General features: G+C 59.9%; 15 protein-coding genes. 8 read left to right on the top strand and 7 right to left on the bottom strand.

Annotation, left to right across the window (positions count from 1 at the left end):
- Nucleotides 1–22: 22 nt before the first annotated feature.
- Nucleotides 23–292 (top strand): hypothetical protein, encoded by a 270-nt coding sequence (locus tag ABNF92_RS09960; RefSeq protein ID WP_349342040.1) that lies wholly within the window; start codon nucleotides 23–25, stop codon nucleotides 290–292.
- A gap of 247 nt (nucleotides 293–539) precedes the next feature.
- On the opposite strand, the gene ABNF92_RS09965 is transcribed toward ABNF92_RS09960, so the two are convergent.
- Genes ABNF92_RS09965 through ABNF92_RS09975 form a run of 3 tightly spaced genes read right to left on the bottom strand, consistent with a single transcriptional unit; the run spans nucleotide 540 to nucleotide 1,722 of the window.
- Nucleotides 540–785: a CopG family transcriptional regulator gene (locus ABNF92_RS09965; protein ID WP_136630415.1), complete on the bottom strand. Its 246-nt coding sequence runs from the start codon at nucleotides 783–785 to the stop codon at nucleotides 540–542.
- On the bottom strand, nucleotides 775–1,038 hold the full coding sequence (locus ABNF92_RS09970; protein WP_069182562.1) for a BrnT family toxin: 264 nt from the start codon (nucleotides 1,036–1,038) through the stop codon (nucleotides 775–777). Before ABNF92_RS09970 ends, ABNF92_RS09965 begins: the two co-directional genes overlap by 11 nt.
- Nucleotides 1,039–1,080: 42 nt before the next feature.
- Entirely contained in the window at nucleotides 1,081–1,722 is a 642-nt protein-coding gene (locus tag ABNF92_RS09975; protein ID WP_349342041.1) for a type IV toxin-antitoxin system AbiEi family antitoxin domain-containing protein, read from the bottom strand.
- A gap of 200 nt (nucleotides 1,723–1,922) precedes the next feature.
- On the opposite strand from ABNF92_RS09975, the gene ABNF92_RS09980 reads away from it, so the two are divergent.
- Nucleotides 1,923–2,639 carry a hypothetical protein gene (locus tag ABNF92_RS09980; RefSeq protein WP_349342042.1) on the top strand — a complete coding sequence of 239 codons (717 nt, stop codon included), beginning with the start codon at nucleotides 1,923–1,925 and terminating at the stop codon, nucleotides 2,637–2,639.
- Here ABNF92_RS09980 and ABNF92_RS09985 read toward each other — a convergent pair.
- Nucleotides 2,623–5,268 (bottom strand): molybdopterin-dependent oxidoreductase, encoded by a 2,646-nt coding sequence (locus tag ABNF92_RS09985; RefSeq protein ID WP_349342043.1) that lies wholly within the window; start codon nucleotides 5,266–5,268, stop codon nucleotides 2,623–2,625. The two genes, ABNF92_RS09980 and ABNF92_RS09985, sit on opposite strands and share 17 nt — an antisense overlap.
- 503 nt (nucleotides 5,269–5,771) lie before the next feature.
- On the opposite strand from ABNF92_RS09985, the gene ABNF92_RS09990 reads away from it, so the two are divergent.
- Genes ABNF92_RS09990 through ABNF92_RS10000 form a run of 3 tightly spaced genes read left to right on the top strand, consistent with a single transcriptional unit; the run spans nucleotide 5,772 to nucleotide 9,075 of the window.
- Nucleotides 5,772–7,154 carry a CmpA/NrtA family ABC transporter substrate-binding protein gene (locus tag ABNF92_RS09990; RefSeq protein ID WP_349342044.1) on the top strand — a complete coding sequence of 461 codons (1,383 nt, stop codon included), beginning with the start codon at nucleotides 5,772–5,774 and terminating at the stop codon, nucleotides 7,152–7,154.
- A 25-nt stretch (nucleotides 7,155–7,179) separates the two neighbouring features.
- Entirely contained in the window at nucleotides 7,180–8,187 is a 1,008-nt protein-coding gene (locus tag ABNF92_RS09995) for an ABC transporter permease (RefSeq protein WP_349342045.1), read from the top strand.
- A gap of 21 nt (nucleotides 8,188–8,208) precedes the next feature.
- Nucleotides 8,209–9,075 (top strand): ABC transporter ATP-binding protein, encoded by an 867-nt coding sequence (locus ABNF92_RS10000; RefSeq protein WP_349342046.1) that lies wholly within the window; start codon nucleotides 8,209–8,211, stop codon nucleotides 9,073–9,075.
- 10 nt (nucleotides 9,076–9,085) lie between these two features.
- Here ABNF92_RS10000 and ABNF92_RS10005 read toward each other — a convergent pair whose 3' ends face one another.
- Nucleotides 9,086–10,381 (bottom strand): nitrate- and nitrite sensing domain-containing protein, encoded by a 1,296-nt coding sequence (locus ABNF92_RS10005; RefSeq protein WP_349342047.1) that lies wholly within the window; start codon nucleotides 10,379–10,381, stop codon nucleotides 9,086–9,088.
- Nucleotides 10,382–10,768: 387 nt separating this feature from the next.
- On the opposite strand from ABNF92_RS10005, the gene ABNF92_RS10010 reads away from it, so the two are divergent.
- The 3 genes from ABNF92_RS10010 (at nucleotide 10,769) to nirD (ending at nucleotide 15,117) form a co-directional block, all read left to right on the top strand.
- The gene (locus ABNF92_RS10010; RefSeq protein ID WP_349342048.1) at nucleotides 10,769–12,001 is read left to right on the top strand and encodes an FAD-dependent oxidoreductase; all 1,233 of its coding nucleotides are present in this window, start codon (nucleotides 10,769–10,771) and stop codon (nucleotides 11,999–12,001) included.
- Nucleotides 12,002–12,036: 35 nt separating this feature from the next.
- Nucleotides 12,037–14,544 carry a nitrite reductase large subunit NirB gene (gene nirB / locus ABNF92_RS10015; RefSeq protein ID WP_349342049.1) on the top strand — a complete coding sequence of 836 codons (2,508 nt, stop codon included), beginning with the start codon at nucleotides 12,037–12,039 and terminating at the stop codon, nucleotides 14,542–14,544.
- Between the two features lie 204 nt (nucleotides 14,545–14,748).
- Nucleotides 14,749–15,117, top strand: a complete 369-nt coding sequence (gene nirD / locus ABNF92_RS10020) for a nitrite reductase small subunit NirD (protein ID WP_349342050.1) — start codon at nucleotides 14,749–14,751, stop codon at nucleotides 15,115–15,117.
- A 136-nt stretch (nucleotides 15,118–15,253) separates the two neighbouring features.
- Here the strand turns inward: nirD and ABNF92_RS10025 are convergent, their stop codons facing one another.
- Together ABNF92_RS10025 and ABNF92_RS10030 are read right to left on the bottom strand one after the other, a co-directional pair.
- The gene (locus tag ABNF92_RS10025; protein WP_349342051.1) at nucleotides 15,254–18,418 is read right to left on the bottom strand and encodes an efflux RND transporter permease subunit; all 3,165 of its coding nucleotides are present in this window, start codon (nucleotides 18,416–18,418) and stop codon (nucleotides 15,254–15,256) included.
- On the bottom strand, nucleotides 18,418–19,482 hold the full coding sequence (locus ABNF92_RS10030) for an efflux RND transporter periplasmic adaptor subunit (RefSeq protein ID WP_349342052.1): 1,065 nt from the start codon (nucleotides 19,480–19,482) through the stop codon (nucleotides 18,418–18,420). Before ABNF92_RS10030 ends, ABNF92_RS10025 begins: the two co-directional genes overlap by 1 nt.
- Between the last annotated feature and the right edge of the window lie 42 nt (nucleotides 19,483–19,524).

Genomic DNA, 19,524 nt, shown 5'->3' on the forward strand with positions numbered 1-19,524 from the left:
AACGAAGAGCAGGGACGGCCCTATGAACTGCTTTGGCATCGAGTCAAAGAAAGCGCACATCGCTTGCGGGATTTTTTGGATCAGCCTGATCTCGGGTTGTGCTTCTCTTTATAAACAAGCCACCGAGTTTCGCACTTCCAATGGTATTGCGTTCGAGTTCAATAGCAGACATTTCGATACTGTCGATATCCAACCTTCTGAAACACAGATTTGGCGCGGCTCGGATTTAGTGGGCTCTGTAGCGACGATGGAAACCAACGCCGACTTTTCAACGGCACTAGAGGAGGTCTAGACAGGGTTACAAGGAAGCACAAAAATCCTCTGGTGACGTGACAGAACTGGATTTGTGCGAAGGAGTCTATGGGTTCTCTGCGACTGTAAACGGCTACACCACTGCGTTTATCGCCACGTCGAGCCACCCTTCATCATGGATTACGATTAGCACCGATGATGACGTTTTCTACGAAGTTTTATCCACACTGACGGTTCACGAGAGGCACCAATAATATTTGCCGCTAGTTAACACCACTGGCATTGTCTTAATTGAGCGGCTTATTAGCCGCCTCAGCCTGTAAACGCTCCACCAGCCAGACCTTGATAATCGATTGGCGGGTAACGCCAATACGTGCTGCCTCACGGTCCAGAGACTCCACGACCCAGGCCGGAAAATCAACATTGATTCGCTTTTGTTCCTGATTCACCCGCCTTGCAGAAGACAGATCAAGATCCCCGACAATATCTTCCTGGCCCTCATCAAACTTCTTGTCAAAATCTTTAGCTTTCATAAAGCTCAACCTCTTTCTTGCGGGAACGCCTGACCGAAATCAGGCGAGTACGCCCCGCCCGGTAAGTCACAACGGCCGACCAGTGCTTGTCCCCAATCTTGCCAATTAGCAGATATCGGGGCTCATCCACGCACTTTGCCTTTACTTCCAGCAAATACGGGTCTTTCCACAGCTGCTGGGCATCCACGAAATCAATACCGTGCTTGTCCAGGTTGGCCTGGCTTTTGGTTCCGTCAAATTCAAACACGTCCATGAGTATAAAATATTCCTTTTTTACTCAATCGACAAGAGACTACTACAAGACCTTGGCCAGCATCTCTCGTTTGGCTTCCAGATAGGGCGCCATCACATTGGCGACCCGGCAGATTCTGGCGTATTCCATTAGTCTACCCGGTAGGAAGGTTTTACGGGTGCGATAAAGCTCCAGGGCCTCCAGCACAACATCTATGCCGATGCGATTGCGGAACTTGAAACAGTCCGCCAGGGTTTTCTCAGGGTTGTAGACGTTGAGGACGATGCCATCCACGTCCACACGGTCAATGCCTGCACTGAAAGCCCGCCCGGAGAACCGGTATCCTGCCACCGGCGGATAGTCCAGCACCGGCAGGCGGGCATCCCGTTCCACAGCCAGATGTACCTGGTGAGGAATCTGGGTGGTGATGCCGTGCCAGTCCAGCGCGGAAATCAGGCAAAGTACAGAATGGGGGAAACGCGTGGCGGCGGCCATCAGATCCGGGTTTTCGACCTGGGGCAGATCCGCCAGCCGGTAGAGGCCACGGCTGAACGGCTCGATCAGCCCTTCGTCCCGGAGCTGGTAGAACTGGTAACGACTATAGCCGCGAGCCAGCGCCTCGCTCAGGCGGAGCTGGCCGCCGTGCTCTCGGAACAGGCTTTGGAGTTCTGACCTCGAAGATCGGGCGGAGTCGGAGCCAGACAAATCGTCACCACTTATTTATATATGGTGACAGTTTGTCTGAATGGAATATGTCATTCAAGTATCGACTTAGCTTGACCTTTCCCAAGGTCGATAATCAGTGCCACCGCATAATATTGCCGAGCTAGACCATAGCAAACCCCAAATTCGAACGTTAAGCTTGTCTGTTCATAAGCATCCGTGAAGTAGCCAGGTACCCGAGTTTGCAGAAAACGCCCCTACCAACCCAGACCGCCATCAGCCTTGGTGAGCTCATGTGCACCGTCACCCGGGACTGGCTCTGGCAACCGGCGGAGCAGTGGGTCCGGGAACGCAATCCGGGCAGTTTCCTGCATTGCCGGGTCGGCTCGGGCCAGGCCACCTACCACCGTTACGATTCTCGCGATCGACAGCATGTGATCACCTACGGCGCCCGCATGATTGCCGCCAAGCACCAGCCAGAGACGGCCAGCGGCTGGTTGTCGGGTCGGGAGATCCGGAAACGTGGGTACTTTGGTGGGGAACTGAGCACCCTGAATCTGCTGGCGCACACCTGCTGCCATGAGTTTGCGCATCTCCTGCAGCAAAGTGCCGGTCAGCGGTATTGGGGATCGGTGCACAACCGCCATTTCTACACCATTCTTGATGAGCTGCACGAGAGCGGGGCTGCGCAAACTACCCGTAAGGCCCTGGCAGAAAGGGCAAGGGAACAGGACCTGACGCTACCGGATACGCCGTTCGAACCTGTGGACACAAGGCAACAGATGGCCCACTGGCAGGTGGGAGATACCGTACGATTCGGTACCGGCCGGCGGGAGCTGCACGGGCAGATTATCCGGGTCAATCGCAAGACCTGTACCGTGGACGGTATCGGGCACTCAAAAGGAGTTCGTTACAGGGTCCCCGTGCAGATGCTGAGCCCGCTTACACCGCCTCGGTAGCCGAATCGAGGAGGCTCCGGATCTCTGGCACACAGGAACCGCAGTTGGTGCCACACTGAAGCTCCCGACCCAGAGCATCAACGCTGTTGGCTCCCCGCCCGATTGCCCGCTGAATCTGTCGGTCCCCGACCTGGAAACAGCTGCAAACCAGGTTGCCTGCATCATCCCCATCCACGGCCTTTGCCGCCAGCAGGCCACGCCTACTCGCCTCGTCAAGCTCTGGCTGGCTAAAGCAGCTGACCAGCCAGTCCACCGATGGCAGAGCGTCCGGGTCACGATCCACCAAGAGCACAGCCTCCAACTGGCCATTGCGCAAGCGCGCGGCCCGGAAGCGGCCTTCGCGGACATCCTCCATCACCAGCTGCGGCTGGCCGCCGAGCCAGTCCGGCACAGCACTTTCCCAATCCATGCTGCACTGCCCGGCAACGAACCAGCTATCGCAATCGGGCAGGACCTGTTTGGCCCAGTAGTCTGCCTTCCAGCGTTTCGGACGATCCCGTCGCACCAGCAAACGTCCATGCCAGCGGGCAGGCCAGTGGGTAAGGGTGGCACGACCGTGCTTGGCCTCCGGTTGCCCGGATATCGGGTCCACCAGGCTGTCAGTAAGCGCTGTAGCCAGACCCTGCCCGGTGAACTGATCGTTCCAGTGGATTGGCACAAACACCTCGCCACGTCGCTGCTCCGGCGCACTGCGCACCCGGCCGACAAAGGGCCCATGGGCACTGTTCAGTGTCGCCAATGCCCCGGGCGTGAGGGAAAGCGCCCGAATATCCTCGGGATGTACCTCAATGAACGGTTCGGGGCGGTGGGCCAGCAACCGGCTGGACCGAGCTGTTCGCGTCATGGTGTGCCACTGGTCACGGATACGGCCCGTATTCACGATCAACGGAAACGCTTCACCAGGATTTCCGGCCGGTAATCGAGAGGCAATCGGGATCAGGCGGGCTCGACCGGTGGCGGTAGCAAACCGACCGTCAGTGAAAAGTCGCCTGGAATCGGAGGTTGGTTCGGTAACCGGCCACTGCACAGGCTCCATGGCCTCGTATTGTTCGTCGGTCAGATCCGCCAACCCGGATATATTGAAAAAACGTTGACCGTCATTCTCGAACCCCGACAACCGGGCATGTTCCCGGAAAATGTCCGCAGGACGATCATAGTCAAACCCCGCCTGGTGTCCCAGCGCGCGGGCCACCGCACTGACTATCCACCAGTCCGGCCGGGCCTCTCCGGGCAGCGGCAGAAAGCGCCGTTGACGGGAAATGCAGCGTTCGGAATTGGTAACCGTGCCGTCTTTCTCACCCCAACCCGCCGCCGGCAACAGGATGTCCGCATGGCTGGCGGTGTCCGTATTCCTGACGCAGTCCGACACAATGACAGTGGGGCACAGGTCCAGGGCCCGCCGGATACGATGGGTCTCCGGCAAACTGACCGCAGGGTTGGTGGCCATGATCCACAACACCTTGATGTCACCCCGCTCAACCGCATCGAACAGGTCGACGGCTTTCATGCCCGGCCCATCCGCGACCGCCTCCGTCTCCCAGAACCGGGCCACGCGGTCCCGTGCACCGGGACTGTCGTAGTCCATATGGGCGGCAAGGGTATTGGCCAGCCCGCCAACTTCCCGGCCTCCCATGGCATTGGGTTGGCCGGTCAGGGAAAAGGGGCTGGCGCCTGGTTTGCCCACCCGGCCTGTAGCCAGATGGCAATTGATAATGGCGTTGCCTTTATCCGTGCCGGCTGAAGACTGGTTGATGCCCTGGGAGAACGCCGTCACCGTGCGCTGCTCTTCTGCGAACCATCGGTAGAAGGTGATGACATCTTCGACCGGCAGTTCACAGACCCTGGACACCGCATCGGGCGAGGGGGCCGCAGATCTGGCAGCGCTGAGGCTGGCGTCAAATCCCTCGCAGTGGTGCGCGAGGTAACCTTGATCGAGAGCGTGGTGATCCGCCAGCCAGACCAGCAGACCATTGAACAGCACGGTATCTGTCCCAGGACGGAGAGCAAGGTGGAGATCCGCCAGGTCACTGGTCGCGGTCTTGCGCGGATCAATCACCACGACCCGGCGGCCGGGTCGCTTGGAAGCCTGCATTCGTTGATAAAGCACCGGATGCGCCCAGGCGGCATTGCTGCCCGCCAGCACCAACAGGTCGGCCAGCTCCAGGTCTTCATAACAGCCAGGAACCAGATCCCCGCCAAAGGCCCGTTTGTGGGCAGCAACAGCAGACGACATACACAGGCGGGAATTGGTATCCACGTTTGGCGTTCGGATAAACCCCTTGGACAGTTTGTTGGCCACGTAATAGTCCTCCGTCAATAACTGACCGGAAAGATAGAAGGCCACTGAACCGGGCCCATGAAGAGCCACGGATTCACGAATCTGCCGGGCCACTTCCGCCACCGCCTCCGGCCAGGTGCTTTCTCGACCATGAACAACGGGGCTCAGTAATCTTTCATCCGGAGTCAGAGTCTCGTGCAAGGCGGAGCCCTTCACGCACAGGCGGCCCAGGTTCGCTGGATGAGTCTCATCCCCCCGCGTTGCAGACGGCGCCGCATTGACTCCACAACCCACGCCACAATATGGACAGGTGGTTTTAACCGTCGCCGGTCTCTGGTTGATACCGGTCACAGGATCTCCTCGCGTTTCATAAAAAAAGCCCGCCAATCCGGATGCCTTGAAAGTGCATCTGGGGCGGGCTTCTTTGCCAATGGAATTACGTTGTCGTGAACAGTCGCATTTACGACTGCAATAAAAGGGCCATTCGGATCACGGGGGAAGGTGGCGGATGTCAGATACCGGATAAGGCGGCTCTCAACGATTCCATCCCCCTCATCAACGTAACAGAGGCTCCCGGTCAACCAACAACTCCGGTATCAAAGTGGTGCAAAACCGCTCTCCCACGCACTAAAACCAGACTTGTAACCACAGCCCATTCCCGTCGCTCAGTGAAAACGCCCCTCTAACTTACTGATTTAAAGTGCAGCTCCGATCTGGCACGCCCCGTGCAAGACCTGAATCAGAGACGCGCGTTACGACTCAACAGAAAACTGATCCCCAGGCACAGGCGCCTGCTTTCCGGCAACGGAGGGCAGGCGTTTTTGCGTTTGGGCCACACAGAATGAGGTATATCCATGTCCACAGTTACACGACAAACCACCCGCTGGCTGACTCGAATTCTGCTAACAGCCACTTTCTGGACCGTCAGCACGGTGACTCAGGCGGAGATTGGTCCAGCCGAAAAGCCGGACCTCAAGCTCGGTTTTATCAAACTGACCGATATGGCGCCCCTGGCAATTGCCTGGGAACAGGGCTTCTTTATGGACGAAGGCCTTTTCGTGGAACTTGAAGCGCAGGCGAACTGGAAGGTGCTGCTGGACCGGGTCATCACCGGAGAACTGGATGGCGCCCATATGCTCGCTGGCCAGCCTCTTGGCGCCTCCATCGGCTACGGCACCCGGGCCGATATCATCACGGCCTTCAGCATGGACCTGAACGGCAATGGCATTACGGTTTCAAACGATGTCTGGGACACCATGAGCCAGCACATCCCCGACAATGCCGACGGCAGGCCCGAACATCCCATTAGCGCCAGCGCGCTGCGGCCGGTCGTGGAAGCAGCACGGGATCGGGGCGAACGGTTCCGGATGGGCATGGTGTTTCCCGTGTCCACCCATAATTACGAGCTTCGCTACTGGCTGGCGGCCGGTGGCCTGAATCCCGGCTACTACGCGCCCCAACGAGGCGACACCAGCGGCACCCTGGAAGCCGACGTGCATCTGTCCGTAACTCCGCCGCCGCAGATGCCCGCCACCATGGAGGCGGGCACCATCCAGGGCTACTGCGTGGGTGAGCCGTGGAATCAGCAAGCGGTTTTCATGGGCATCGGCGTGCCGGTGATCACCGATTACGAAATCTGGCCGAATAACCCGGAAAAGGTCTTTGGGGTTACCCGGCAGTGGGCCGAAGACTATCCCAACACCCACCTGCGACTTTTGCGCGCCATGATTCGGGCCGCACATTGGCTCGATGAGAACAACAACGCCAACCGGGAAGAGGCCGTAAAAATCCTGGCCCGGCCCAGCTACGTGGGTGCCGATAAGGCGGTGATCGCCAACTCCATGACCGGCACCTTCGAGTATGAAAAAGGCGACATTCGCGAGGTTCCGGACTTCAATGTCTTCTTCCGGTATCACGCCACCTACCCCTATCCGTCCGATGCCATCTGGTACCTCACCCAGATGCGCCGTTGGGGCCAGATACCCGAGGCCAAGCCAGACGACTGGTATATGGAAACCGCAGCCCGGGTTTACCGGGCGGACATCTACGAGCAGGCGGCCCGTTCACTCATTGCAGACGGCACCTTGGAGGCATCGGACTTCCCGGATTTCGAGACCGAAAACTTCCAGCGCCCGCACCAGGGAGAGCTGATTGACGGTGTCGCCTTCACCCCCCGGACACCAAACGCCTATATCGACAGTTTCGACATCGGCCTGAAAGGTTCGCAAACCCCCTAAGCGGGTTAGCAAGGAGATTTTAACCATGACTACGATCACTTCGGCCAGAAACACACCCCAGCCGCCGCGCTGGCTGGGCCAGAGACTCAAGTCCATCGGTGCATCGCTGACACCCGCTCAGCTCGCCACTACCGGACGCCAGATGCTGCTGCCATTGATAGGGATCCTGGTGTTTATCGGTTTCTGGCACATGGCCGCGCCCCAGGTGGACACCTCTCTGGGCAGCTTTCCGGGCCCGGCACAGGTCTGGGAACAAGCGGGACAACTCTGGCAGGAGCACGTCAACCAGCGCGAGCGGGCCGACAAGTTCATTGCCATGCAGGAAGAGCGGAACGCCCGCACTCTGGCAGACAATCCAGAGGCTGAGGTCAGGATCCGAAGCTACCCGGGCGCACCAACTTTCCCCGATCAGATCATAACCAGCCTGATCACGGTTTTGGCCGGATTCATCGTGGCCACTGCCATCGCAGTGCCCCTGGGCATCGTGGTGGGGCTGAACCGCCACTTCCAGGCGGCGGTCAACCCGCTGATCCAGGTGTTCAAACCGGTTTCGCCGCTGGCCTGGCTGCCACTGGTGACCATGGTGGTCTCGGCGACCTATGTGAGCGATGACCCGATGTTCGAGAAGTCCTTCCTGACCTCCATGATCACGGTCACCCTGTGCAGCCTGTGGCCCACGCTGATCAATACCAGCGTTGGTGTGGCTGCGGTCAATCCGGACCTGCTGAATGTCTCACGGGTGTTGCGCCTGTCTTTCTGGACACATGTCCGCAAGGTGGTGTTGCCGTCTTCGGTACCGATGATTTTCACCGGTCTGCGTGTATCACTTGGCATCGCCTGGATGGTGCTGATCGCGGCCGAGATGCTGGCCCAGAGTCCCGGGTTGGGCAAGTTCGTCTGGGATGAATTCCAGAACGGCAGCAGCCAGTCCCTGAGCCGGATTATGGTGGCGGTTCTGGCCATCGGTTTTATCGGGTTTGTGCTGGACCGGGTGATGCTCCTGATTCAACGCAAAGTTGCGTGGAACGAATAAATATCTGGATAGGAGAGTGACATGAGCAAAACACATTTGGAGCTGACCGGCGTCGAAATGGCGTTCAATACACCCAAGGGGGCATTTATCGCCCTGGACAACATCAATCTGAAAATCCGGAAAGGCGAATTCGTATCCCTGATTGGCCACTCCGGTTGTGGTAAGTCCACGGTGCTGAACATTGTCGCCGGACTGCTTCAGGCCACGAAGGGCGGTTGTGTACTGGATGGCCATGAGGTGAATTCGCCGGGGCCGGAACGAGCGGTGGTGTTTCAGAACCATGCGCTGATGCCCTGGCTGACGGTGTACGAGAACGTTGAGCTGGCAGTACAGCAGGTGTTCCGCAAGTCCATGGGCAAGCAGGAGCGGCGTGACTGGATTCATCACAATCTGGAACTGGTGAACATGGCCCACGCAGCGGATAAGCGACCGGGTGAGGTATCCGGTGGCATGGCCCAGCGGGTGGGCATTGCCCGGGCGCTGGCCATGAAACCCAGTGTGCTGCTGATGGACGAGCCGTTCGGCGCGCTGGATGCTCTGACGCGGGCCCACCTGCAGGACTCACTGATGGAGATTCAGCAGGAGTTGAACAACACCGTCATCATGATCACCCACGACGTGGACGAGGCGGTATTGCTGTCAGACCGGATCATCATGATGACCAACGGGCCCGAGGCTACCGTGGGCGAGGATCTCTGCATTGATCTGCCCCGGCCGCGCAACCGGGTGACTCTGGCGGACAACCCGGAGTACGTTCATTACCGGCAGGAGGTACTGCGTTTCCTTTACGAGAAACAGCGCAAGCTGGAACACATCTCTTCACGCCGTCCGGAAAGGCCGGAAGCCTCAGACGACAAACAACCGAAGGCCCGGGCTGCCAGGGCCTAGGACTGTTCCATCACTTCAGCACGTCTGCCATGGAGACCAGGGCCCGGGCTACCTCGGGCAATTTCCGGCCCTGGTCCATGGCCAGTTTTCGCAATACCCGGTGGGCCTCGTCGTTGCTGATCCTGCGATGCTCCATCAGCAGCAGCACCGCTTTTTCCTGGGTTTTGCGGTCTTCCAGCGCTTCCCTGGCACTTTGCAACTCGTCGGTCATCTGTTGCAGGCGCCGGGTCTGCTCCTGAACCAGGTCGAAGATGGAACGGCCAAACTGCTGGCCGACACCATCGCTGGCCCAGGATTCGCCGGCCTGTTGGTTGCTTCCGGAATCGCACAGCACCAACATGGGTTGGGACGACGGCTCCTGGGCACCCAGGGAGGCAACCAGGGTTTCCTGATGGGCCAGCGAGTTTCTGGCGTCGGCAAAACGCTCGGTGCAGCGGGCGTGAAAGCAGCCCTCTACGGAATCCTCTATTGTTTTGAGTTCATCCATCCGCTCAGACATGAGCCTGAACCATTCATCGGCCAGGGCCGGATCCAGATCTTTATAGCGACCAATGGCAGTGCCTCGCTGACGAAGCCTTTCAATCTCCGCCTCACGAGGGTTTTCCCGCAGTTTTTCCCACAGATCCAGGGAACCGTCATCGGCAAAGCTGTTAAACACCTCAAAACAGCGCTCTTGCGCCTCAATCAGGTGCGCCATGCGCTCTGACAGTGCACGATCAAACCGGCCACTGGAAAACCCCGCCGAACCGACAGCCCGCTCCTGCCCACAAAACTCTTTGCCGTTCATCAGGTGTACCATGGCTACCAGAAGCCCGGCTATGGTGGGGTCAACGGCGGTATCCGCAGCCTCAAAGACCACCGCAATCAGGTTGTGGATCAGGGTGCTGTAATCCTCGGTGGCAGAGGCCGCCGTGACTTTCCGGGCAACCACACACCGCCGAAGTTCCGGCAGCCCCTCAAGGCCGTGAAGGGCACTCGCAAGCTGGTTAAGCAGGCGACTACTGACTGGATGCGCCGTCAGTTCCTCGTGAATCTCGGCAAGGGCCTGCTCGAACTCCGAGCGGAGCCGATCCGACGACGCGACCAGCTGTTTCCGCTCCTGGGCAAATTTTTCGCCGGAGGAACCAAGAAACACGTTAGAGGCACCCCGCTCGCACTGCAGTGCATGTACCAGATTGCTGATGCACTGCACCAGTTTGCCCATCTGCAGGAAGTACTGGAGATTCATCAACTCGCAGCTTTTCGAGGCAATCAGGTAATCACCTGCCGAGGGCGATTTAGGGGCAGGGGCGCGTTTGGTGTTCATGACAGACTCCGGAGGCAGACAGCCTCAATTACGACAATCGAGTTCAGGCCGGTTGTCCTTGTAACCAGCCTCATACCCCCTGCTCAGCAATTACCGCGCCACCGCATCTGGCCCAAAACCGTGCAATCCGCCCCGTCGCAGGGCAGCTTTCGCCTTCTCACAGTGCCCGGAGCAAACCCGTAAAAAGCTAACCAACTGATTTTAAAGGCCTCTAAGAACTGGCACGAAGATCGCTTTGCAAGAAGCAAGGACGAACGTCCCGGCCAAGGATCAGGCCGGACCATCAGATCATTGTTGTTGGCATTGGCGCCGGACCATCGATTTCCCTTCTGGGAATAGATGCTCCGGCTTTTTTTGTTTGGTCGGAAAAGTACAGGTTCGAGCGAAATGACAGGACACACTGAATCGACACTGGTGATTTGCGGGCACGGCATGGTTTCACAACGCCTGCTGGAAGCTCTCTGCCGTGAGCGAGTCAGACCGTTTGCCCGCATCATCGTGTTCAATGGCGAGGCATCCGCTGCCTATAACCGGATACAACTCTCCGGACTACTTTCCGGTGAAACCGATGAAGCCGCTCTGACCTTGCAGCAGGACAGCTGGTTTCGGGACAACGGCATTGAGGTGTTCACTGGCGAACCGGTGGTCTCGGTCAACCGTGAAGATAAAACGGTGACCACCACAACCGGTCGGGTTCAGCGCTATACCCATCTGGTGTTTGCGACCGGTTCGCGCCCTGCGAAACCGGGGCTGCCGGGCCAGGATCTCCCTGGCGTGATGACCTTTCGGGATCTGGATGACGCCAGAACCCTGATCGATGTGGCTCGCAGACACCGCCGGGCAGTGGTGATTGGCGGCGGTTTCCTGGGCCTGGAGGCCGCTGAGGGTCTGCGCCAACGCGGTATGGCCGTCACTCTCCTGCACCGCAGCAGTCATCTCCTGAACCGCCAACTCGACGAGATCGGCGGCCAACTCCTCCAACAACACATGGAAGAACGCGGCGTGAGTGTTCGCACCGCGGTTGCTCCCAAGGCTCTGCTTGGACGATCAATGGTCAGGGCGGTGCAACTGGACGACGAAACCCTGATCAGCACCGATCTGGTTCTCTTCGCCACTGGCATCACACCGTCTGCAGAGCTTGCCCGGGCTGCGGGCCTGGAATGCGATCGCGGCATTCTGGTGGACGGACAACTACGTACCAGCGACCCGGCAATCTCTGCGCTGGGCGAGTGCTGCCAGTTGGGAGACATCACCTTCGGGCTGGTGGAACCCGGGTACCAGCAGGCCGAGGTGCTTGCAGGCGTGCTCAGCGGAAGCACTCCAGACGCCAAGTATCGGCCGGTGGATACACCAACCCGCCTGAAAATCAGCGGCGTTCCCATTTTTGCCTGCGGCCAGATCAGCCCCGATGGAGACACCGAATCGGTGGTCTGGCAGGACCACGAACAGAGTCACTATTGCCGACTACTCATCCGCAACCAGCGCCTCACCGGCGCGGTGTTGCTTGGTGATACCCGGGACGGACCCTGGTACAGCCAGCGCATCCTGCAACAGGACGATATTTCCCGGTACCGGGACTTCATAGCATTCGGCAAGAACTACTGCGAAGCAGCGGCATGAGCCTTCAGCCAGCTGCCCCGAAAGAGGACAGACCCATGAGCAAGAAAACCCTGATCGTCGTCGGCAATGGCATGGTCGGCCATCACTTCCTGGAGCAGTTCTGCGCCAGTCCGGCGGCCGACGACTACGAAATCATCGTGTTTGGCGAGGAGAAACAGCTGGCCTATGACCGGGTTCATCTGTCGGAGTATTTCGGTGGTTCCACCCACGCCGATCTCGCGATGGGCACATTGGAGTGGTACACCGAGCAAGGCATTCAACTGCATCTTAACGAGCAGGTGACCGGCATTGACCGGGAAAATCGCACACTTGAAACGCCCCGGAGCAGCTACCGGTACGACGAACTGGTGCTGGCCACCGGCTCTTATCCGTTCGTGCCGCCGATTGAGGGCAATGACCGGCCCCACTGCCTGGTGTACCGCACCCTTGATGACCTCGATGCCATTCGCGCCAGCTCCGAAGGTGCCCGTACCGGTGTGGTCGTCGGCGGTGGCCTGCTGGGTCTGGAAGCGGCCAATGCGCTCAAGAGCCTGGGACTGGCAGCCCACGTGGTGGAATTTGCCCCCCGGCTGATGCCGGTGCAACTGGATGCGGACGGTGGCGCCTTGCTGCGTCACAAAATCGAGGAACTCGGCGTTCAGGTGCACACAGAGAAGGCAACCACTGCCATTGTCGACGGCCAGGACGCCCGGTTGCGGATGAACTTCAGCGACGAGTCCTTCCTGGAAACAGACCTTATCGTGTTCTCGGCCGGCATTCGTCCCCAGGATGCCCTGGCCAGGGCCAGTGGCCTGGAGATCGGCGAGCGCGGCGGCATCGTGATCGACAATTACTGCACAACCTCGGATCCGCATGTGCACGCTATTGGTGAGTGCGCGCTCTGGGAACAGAAGATTTTCGGCCTGGTGGCCCCGGGCTATACCATGGCCCGCACCCTGTCGGCTGCGCTGAACGGCGATCGGGAGACCAGCTTCACCGGCGCCGACATGAGCACCAAGCTCAAACTGCTGGGCGTGGACGTGGGTTCCATTGGCGACGCCCACGCCCAGACCCCGGGCGCTCGCAACATCCGCTTCAACGATGAGCAGGCCGGCCACTATCGCCGCATGGTGATCAGCGAGGACGGCAAGACTCTGCTGGGCGCCATTCTGGTAGGCGACAACAGCCACTACGACACCCTTTTGCAATACGCCCTCAACGGCATCACTCTGCCGGAGAATCCCGAAACCCTGATCCTGCCGGAAAGCCAGGGCGGCGCACCGGCCCTGGGCCCCGATGCCCTGCCGGAGACAGCGTCCATCTGTTCCTGCCACAACGTCACCAAGGGCGACATCTGCGGTGCCATTGATGCAGGTTGCTCGGACCTGGGCAGTGTCAAGTCCGAAACCAAAGCCAGCACAGGCTGCGGTGGCTGTACTGCGCTGCTCAAGAACGTCGTGGACAGCGAGCTGGAAAAGCGCGGCGTTGAGGTCAGCAAGGATCTGTGTGAGCACTTCCCGTACAGCCGCCAGGAGCTGTTCCACATTGTGAAGGTGAATGGCATTCGCACCTTCCGTACCCTGATCAGCCAGCATGGCAAGGGCCACGGCTGCGACATCTGTAAACCGGCGGTGGCCTCGATACTGGCCACCTGCTGGAACGAGCACATCCTGGCCACGGATCACGTGCCGCTGCAGGACACCAACGACACCTTCATGGCCAACATGCAGAAGAACGGCACCTATTCCATCGTGCCGCGCATCCCCGGGGGTGAGATCACCCCGGACAAGCTGATTGTCCTCGGTGAAGTGGCCAAGGAATACGATCTTTACACCAAGATCACCGGGGGCCAACGGGTGGACCTGTTTGGCGCCACCCTGAGCCAGTTGCCGGAGATCTGGGAAAAGCTGATCGCCGCCGGCTTCGAGACCGGCCACGCCTACGGCAAGTCACTTCGTACCGTGAAATCCTGCGTCGGCAGCACCTGGTGCCGCTACGGCGTGCAGGACAGCGTGGGCATGGCGATTCGCCTGGAGGACCGCTACAAGGGCCTGCGGGCGCCCCACAAGGTGAAGATGGCGGTGTCCGGCTGCACCCGGGAATGCGCCGAAGCCCAGAGCAAGGACTTTGGCGTGATTGCGACGGAAAACGGCTGGAACCTGTACGTCTGCGGCAACGGCGGCATGCGGCCCCGCCACGCCGACCTGTTTGCCACGGATCTGTCGGACGAGGAATTGATCCGCACCATTGATCGGGTGGTGATGTTCTACGTGCGCACCGCCGACAGGCTGCAGCGCACCAGCGTCTGGATGGAGAACCTTGAAGGCGGCCTGGAGTACCTGAAGCAGGTGGTGCTGGAGGACAGCCTGGGCATCTGCGCAGAGCTGGAGGAGCACATGGAGGGGATTGTTGGGACCTACCAGTGCGAGTGGAAGACGGCCGTCGAGGATCCGGAAAAGCGGAAGCGCTTCCGGGAGTTTGTGAATGCGCCTTCTCAGCCGGATCCTATGCAGGAGTGGACCGTTGAGCGGGGGCAGCGGCGGCCTGTTTTGGAATCCGCGTAGATTTTTGGTTGAGGGGCGGAGCGCAGGGGTAGATATCTTTCCCCTCGGGAAAAAGAACTCGCTTCGCTCAGACACCTTTTTCCTGTCGGGGAAAGATATCTACCCCCACGCTCACCCGGCCAAGAGTTAACGCCTGGGTGCAACAAGCCAGAATTTTCTAGGACGAATCGGCTTGAACAGCTAATAAAGACATTGGAGGAACATATGAAACCACGCACTCGTTGGGAAGCCGTCTGCACCGTAGACGATTTGGTACCGGAATCCGGCATCGCGGTCTGGACCGAGGACGGCCCGGTCGCGGTGTTTTATCTTCCGCACCGGCTGCCCGCACTGTTTGCCATCAGTCACACTGACCCGTTCAGCGGCGCCAATGTGCTGGCCCGGGGGATTACCGGGGATCTGAAAGGGGAGACGGTGGTGGCCTCGCCGCTATACAAACAACATTTCAGCCTGCGCACCGGTGTCTGTCTGGAAGACGATGCCGTAAGGGTCAAAACCTACCCTGTCCTGCTGGACGGCAACCAGATCCGCTTGGAGGTCCGGGCCAACCAGCGAGAATCCATCGCGGCCTGAGCCCTTAACAATGCCGGCGGAAGCCGGCGCGTGGTATGGGAGGTCTTTGTGCAGGGGAAAAGATGTCTGAGCGAAGCGAGTTGCTTTTCCCCGGAAGAAAGACCTCCCCTGGGCGCGTGACGGCGATATTCAGAGGCTAGATCTCTCTGGAGCGACGCCACCGCTCCCGCCAGCCCAGCACGAAGATGGTTAGTGAGGGCAGGAAGGTCACGGTTACGATTGCGGCCCCCAGCAGGCCGAACAGGACGATGGCGCCCACGCCCCGATAGAGCTCGGTGCCTTCACCGGGCAGGAACACCAAAGGCGAGAGGCCGCAGATGGTGGTGAGGGTGGTCATGGCGATGGGGCGCAGGCGGGTCTGTACGGCGCTGGTGACGGCCTGCACTACGGTAACGCCTTTCTGGCGCAGGTTCTGGCGGGCCTGGTCCACCACCAGGATCGGGTTGTTCACCACCGTGCCCATCAGGATCAGGAAGCCCAGCATGGTGATCATGTCGAAGGGCTGCCTCAGAGGCTGCAGGCCGAGCATGGGCAGCAGGCCACCCACCAGGTTCATCAGGGCCAGGCCCACGATGCCGCCAGCCACACCAAGCGGGATGGCGGTCATGATCAGCAGCGGGAAGCCCCAGTGGGCGAAGATGGCCACCAGCAGCAGGTAGACAATGGCGATGGCGATGATGAAATTGCCGGTCAGCGCTTCCCGCGTGGCGTTCAACTGGTCGCTGGCACCGGAGATATCGACGTCCACATTCGCCGGCAAGGCACCACTTTCGCGCATGGACTGAAGCAGTTCCGTGCGTACCCGTTCAACGCCGGCCTCAAGCGGCACATCGTCCGGGGGAATCACGTTCAGGGTGACGGTGCGGCGACCATCCACCCGGCGGACGGTGCTGGTATCCACGGTTTCCTCTATGGTGGCGAGGCTGGACAGGGGCAAGGTCGCGCCCTGGGGCGTGTGCACCATGACATCGGGCAGACTGTCCAGTGACGGATTGCGACCCTCGCTGCCATACACATAGATATCGATCTTTTCGTCGTCCAGGAAGAAGTCGTCCACGTAGCTGCCCTCGGTCAGGGAGGCCACGGTGAAGCCAATGCCTTCGGCACCCAGGCCAAGTTCCGCTGCACGATCCCAGTCGGGCATGATCTGGATCAGCGGTTGCGCCAGAGACAGTGTGGAGGGCTGGCTCTGGATTCGGGGATTGTCGAAGATTTCCTCCGCCCGCTGGTAGGCGGCATTCGCGGCGCTGTATACCGAGACCAGATCCGGGCCGGAGATATCCAGGTTGATGCTGCGGGTGCCGCCGTCGTTGCTGGAAATGATGGAACCTTTGGCCGCGAAGGCTCGCATGCCCGGGAACTGTTCATAGAACCGGGTGATCTCGTCCATCAGGGCTTCGATGTGCCGCGGGTTAAGGGTCTCTGCAATGATCCGGATCCGGGTTGGCGTTACCTGCATATTGAGATAAGCCATGGGCGGCACGCTGGTCTCGCCGGCGGCATAGGACTGGCCATCGGCGTTCACGTGGGGCAGGAAATAATCCTCTACCTGTTGGGCAATGGCTTCCATATCCTGCAGGTTGTAGCCGGGCGGCGCGGACATGGCCGCAAAGGTCTTGGGTTCCTCACCCTCCGGCAGGTATTCGGCGGGCGGAGTCAGCACGAAGATCACCCAGAGGCTGACACCCACGGTTGCCGCTATGACCAGAACACGACGCACCGCGCCATTCACCAGCCAGCGCACCGCCGCCATGGCGGCCCTACTCCAACTGCCCGAGGTCTCATTGCCGTATTCATCCGTTTGCACACCCCGGCGGCCGAAATCCAGCCGGGCACAGAGGGTGGGTATGATGGTTATGGCCACCAGCATGGACGCCAGAATGGCGGCGGAGATCGCAATTGCCACGTCGGAATACAGCTGTCCCGCCTCTTCCTCGATGAACAGGATCGGCAGGAACACCAGGATGGTTGTGGTTGTGGAGGCCAGAACCGCCGGCCAGACTTCCCGCACGCCCTTGAGGGCCGATTCGAAACGGTCCAGCCCGAGACGCCGGTGTCGCTCGATGTTCTCCAGCACCACGATGCTGTTGTCGACGGTCATGCCGATGGCAAAGGCGATGCCCGCCAGGGAAATCACGTTGATGGTACGGCCGGTGATCAGCAGCCCGATAAACGCGGCAATGGCGCACAGGGGGATGCCCACCACCCCGGCAAACGTGGCCCGACCGGATCGCAGAAACAGGAACATCACCAGGGTTGCGAAGGCGGCGCCAATGCCCAGGTTGGTCCAGACGTTGGCCACCGAGGCTTCCACATAACGGGCATCGTCTGCGGTCAGGCCCAGTCTCATGCCCGCCGGCTCAAGCACCTCCCGGTTGATCGCGGCCACTTCATCCATCATCGCGTGCTTGATATCGATGACGTTGGACCCACTCTCGCGACGAACCTGCAGGCCAATCACCCGCTGTCCGTTAACAACGGACAATTCCCGAATGCGTGAATGCCCCTGCCGAACCTCGGCAACCTCACCCAGGCGCACCACGCTGTCACCCTGCCTTCGAACCACCAGTTGCTCCAGGGATTCAACGTCATCAAAGCGCCCCACCGTGCGCAGGAGGTACCGGCGCTTGCCGGCATCAATCTCGCCACCGGAAATGTCCTGGTTGCGACTGACAATGGCATCACGCAGATCGAGCAAGCTCAGGCCCCGCTGGGCCAGGGCGGCTTCGTCCACAATAACCTGCATCTGCCGGTCGGCACCGCCGCCGACGGTGACCTCGGAGACACCCGGAACACTCTCCATCCTTGGCCGAACGCGGTCTTCGATAAAATCGCGCATCAGTTCGATATCCAGTTCCCTGGGGTTGCCCTCCAGGGTGGCGATGCGGAAATACATGAACGCGTTGGAGGAGAAGGACGCCGCCACGATGCGCGGCTCATCGACGTTTCTCGGATAATCCGGGACCTGGCTCAGGGCATTGTTAATCTGTATCAGCGTCTCGGTGATATCGACGCCGAACGGGAACTCCAGTTCGATTTCGGCTGCACCGCTGGACGCGGTGGAGGTCATTCGACTGAGATTGGGAACATTACGCAAGAACCGTTCCTGCTCGATCAGGATGTCTTTCTCGATGTCCTGGGGCGTGGCGCCGGGCCAACTGGTTTCCACCGTCACCGTGCGCACTTCCAGATCCGGAATCATCTGGACCGGAATTCGAAGTGCGGCGGCGGCCCCGAGGATGGCCACAATCATGGCAATCACGGCGACCAATGTGCCGTGGCGGATTATGCCGGCAAACATCAGCGTCTCTCTCGCTCGGCAATGCGAACGCTGATGCCCTCGCTCAGGGACTCGTTGCCACGGACCACCACCTTCTGATCTGCCTCAAGGCCACTGGTGACCTCTACCCGGCCCTCAAAGGCGGTACCAAGACGCACCCGCTTTTCGGTCACGGTCCAGGTAGTTTCATCCTCCGGTTCGGCGATCCATACGGTGGTTCGCCCTTCGGGATACCGGTTGATGGCATCCCGCGAGACCGTCAGGCCACGTTCACCGGTCGTCACCCGCAGAACCGCCTGTGACGACATTCCCGGGAGCAGCTTCACCGACTCGGGCTTCATCGCGCGGAGAAGAAAGGTTCTGGACTGGGGATCATTGACCGGCACCAGAACATTGATGGTTGCTCTGATCAGCTCCTGCCCGTTCTGCACCAGAAGCCGACTGTTGTCGTCGATACGTTTGTAGAAGGACTGGGGTACCCGGAAATCCAGACGCAGGTTGTCGGTATCAACCAGCGTCAGCAGCTGGTCGCCCGGGGTGACCCATTCACCAATATCCCGTGAGCGTTGGCTGACCACACCGTCAAAGGGCGCTGTCACGCGATGGCGATCGGCCCGGACTTCCACCTGTCGGCGGACGGCTTCCAGGCGTGCAAGCGCCGCCTCGCTGGCCGCCACTTCACTTTCCCGGGCACTGACTTCGGTAGCCGCAATATTACGGCCTGCACCCACAGACCTGGCCTCACGCAGCCGGCGCTGCGCCTCATCAAGACGGCTGCGTGCCTCTTCCGCATCGGCCCTCGCGGCCGCCAGCTCCCAGGTGACCATCTCATCGTCGAGCTCGACCAGCACATCGCCCCGGGAAACACGGTCCCCGGTTTCCACCCGAACCGCCTCCAGCAGGCCGGCCACTGCCGCCGACAAACCGGAGACCCGCAGGGCATTTACCGTGCCGTTCAGGGTCACTTCCTCGATGATATTTTCCGACGAGACGGTTTCCAGCTGGACACCTGGCAGGTCCTGGGCAGCGGTAGACAACGGAAACAGGCCGCACGCAAACAAGAGAACGCCCTGCAGGCTCTTCATGAGAGTTCCCACGTCCTTTCTCCAAGATTCATTTTGATGGAT

The sequence above is a fragment of the Marinobacter sp. MMG032 genome (genome assembly GCF_040112695.1).
Classification (GTDB): domain Bacteria; phylum Pseudomonadota; class Gammaproteobacteria; order Pseudomonadales; family Oleiphilaceae; genus Marinobacter; species Marinobacter salsuginis.

Bases quoted from the DNA above. Each gene is read 5' to 3' on its own strand.
- ABNF92_RS09995 (WP_349342045.1), top strand. From the start codon at position 7,180: ATGACTACGATCACTTCGGCCAGAAACACACCCCAGCCGCCGCGCTGG.
- nirD (WP_349342050.1), top strand. From the start codon at position 14,749: ATGAAACCACGCACTCGTTGGGAAGCCGTCTGCACCGTAGACGATTTG.
- ABNF92_RS09970 (WP_069182562.1), bottom strand. From the start codon at position 1,038: ATGGACGTGTTTGAATTTGACGGAACCAAAAGCCAGGCCAACCTGGAC.
- ABNF92_RS10025 (WP_349342051.1), bottom strand. From the start codon at position 18,418: ATGTTTGCCGGCATAATCCGCCACGGCACATTGGTCGCCGTGATTGCC.
- nirB (WP_349342049.1), top strand. From the start codon at position 12,037: ATGAGCAAGAAAACCCTGATCGTCGTCGGCAATGGCATGGTCGGCCAT.
- ABNF92_RS10005 (WP_349342047.1), bottom strand. From the start codon at position 10,381: ATGAACACCAAACGCGCCCCTGCCCCTAAATCGCCCTCGGCAGGTGAT.
- ABNF92_RS10030 (WP_349342052.1), bottom strand. From the start codon at position 19,482: ATGAAGAGCCTGCAGGGCGTTCTCTTGTTTGCGTGCGGCCTGTTTCCG.
- ABNF92_RS09965 (WP_136630415.1), bottom strand. From the start codon at position 785: ATGAAAGCTAAAGATTTTGACAAGAAGTTTGATGAGGGCCAGGAAGAT.
- ABNF92_RS10010 (WP_349342048.1), top strand. From the start codon at position 10,769: ATGACAGGACACACTGAATCGACACTGGTGATTTGCGGGCACGGCATG.
- ABNF92_RS09990 (WP_349342044.1), top strand. From the start codon at position 5,772: ATGTCCACAGTTACACGACAAACCACCCGCTGGCTGACTCGAATTCTG.
- ABNF92_RS10000 (WP_349342046.1), top strand. From the start codon at position 8,209: ATGAGCAAAACACATTTGGAGCTGACCGGCGTCGAAATGGCGTTCAAT.
- ABNF92_RS09960 (WP_349342040.1), top strand. From the start codon at position 23: ATGAACTGCTTTGGCATCGAGTCAAAGAAAGCGCACATCGCTTGCGGG.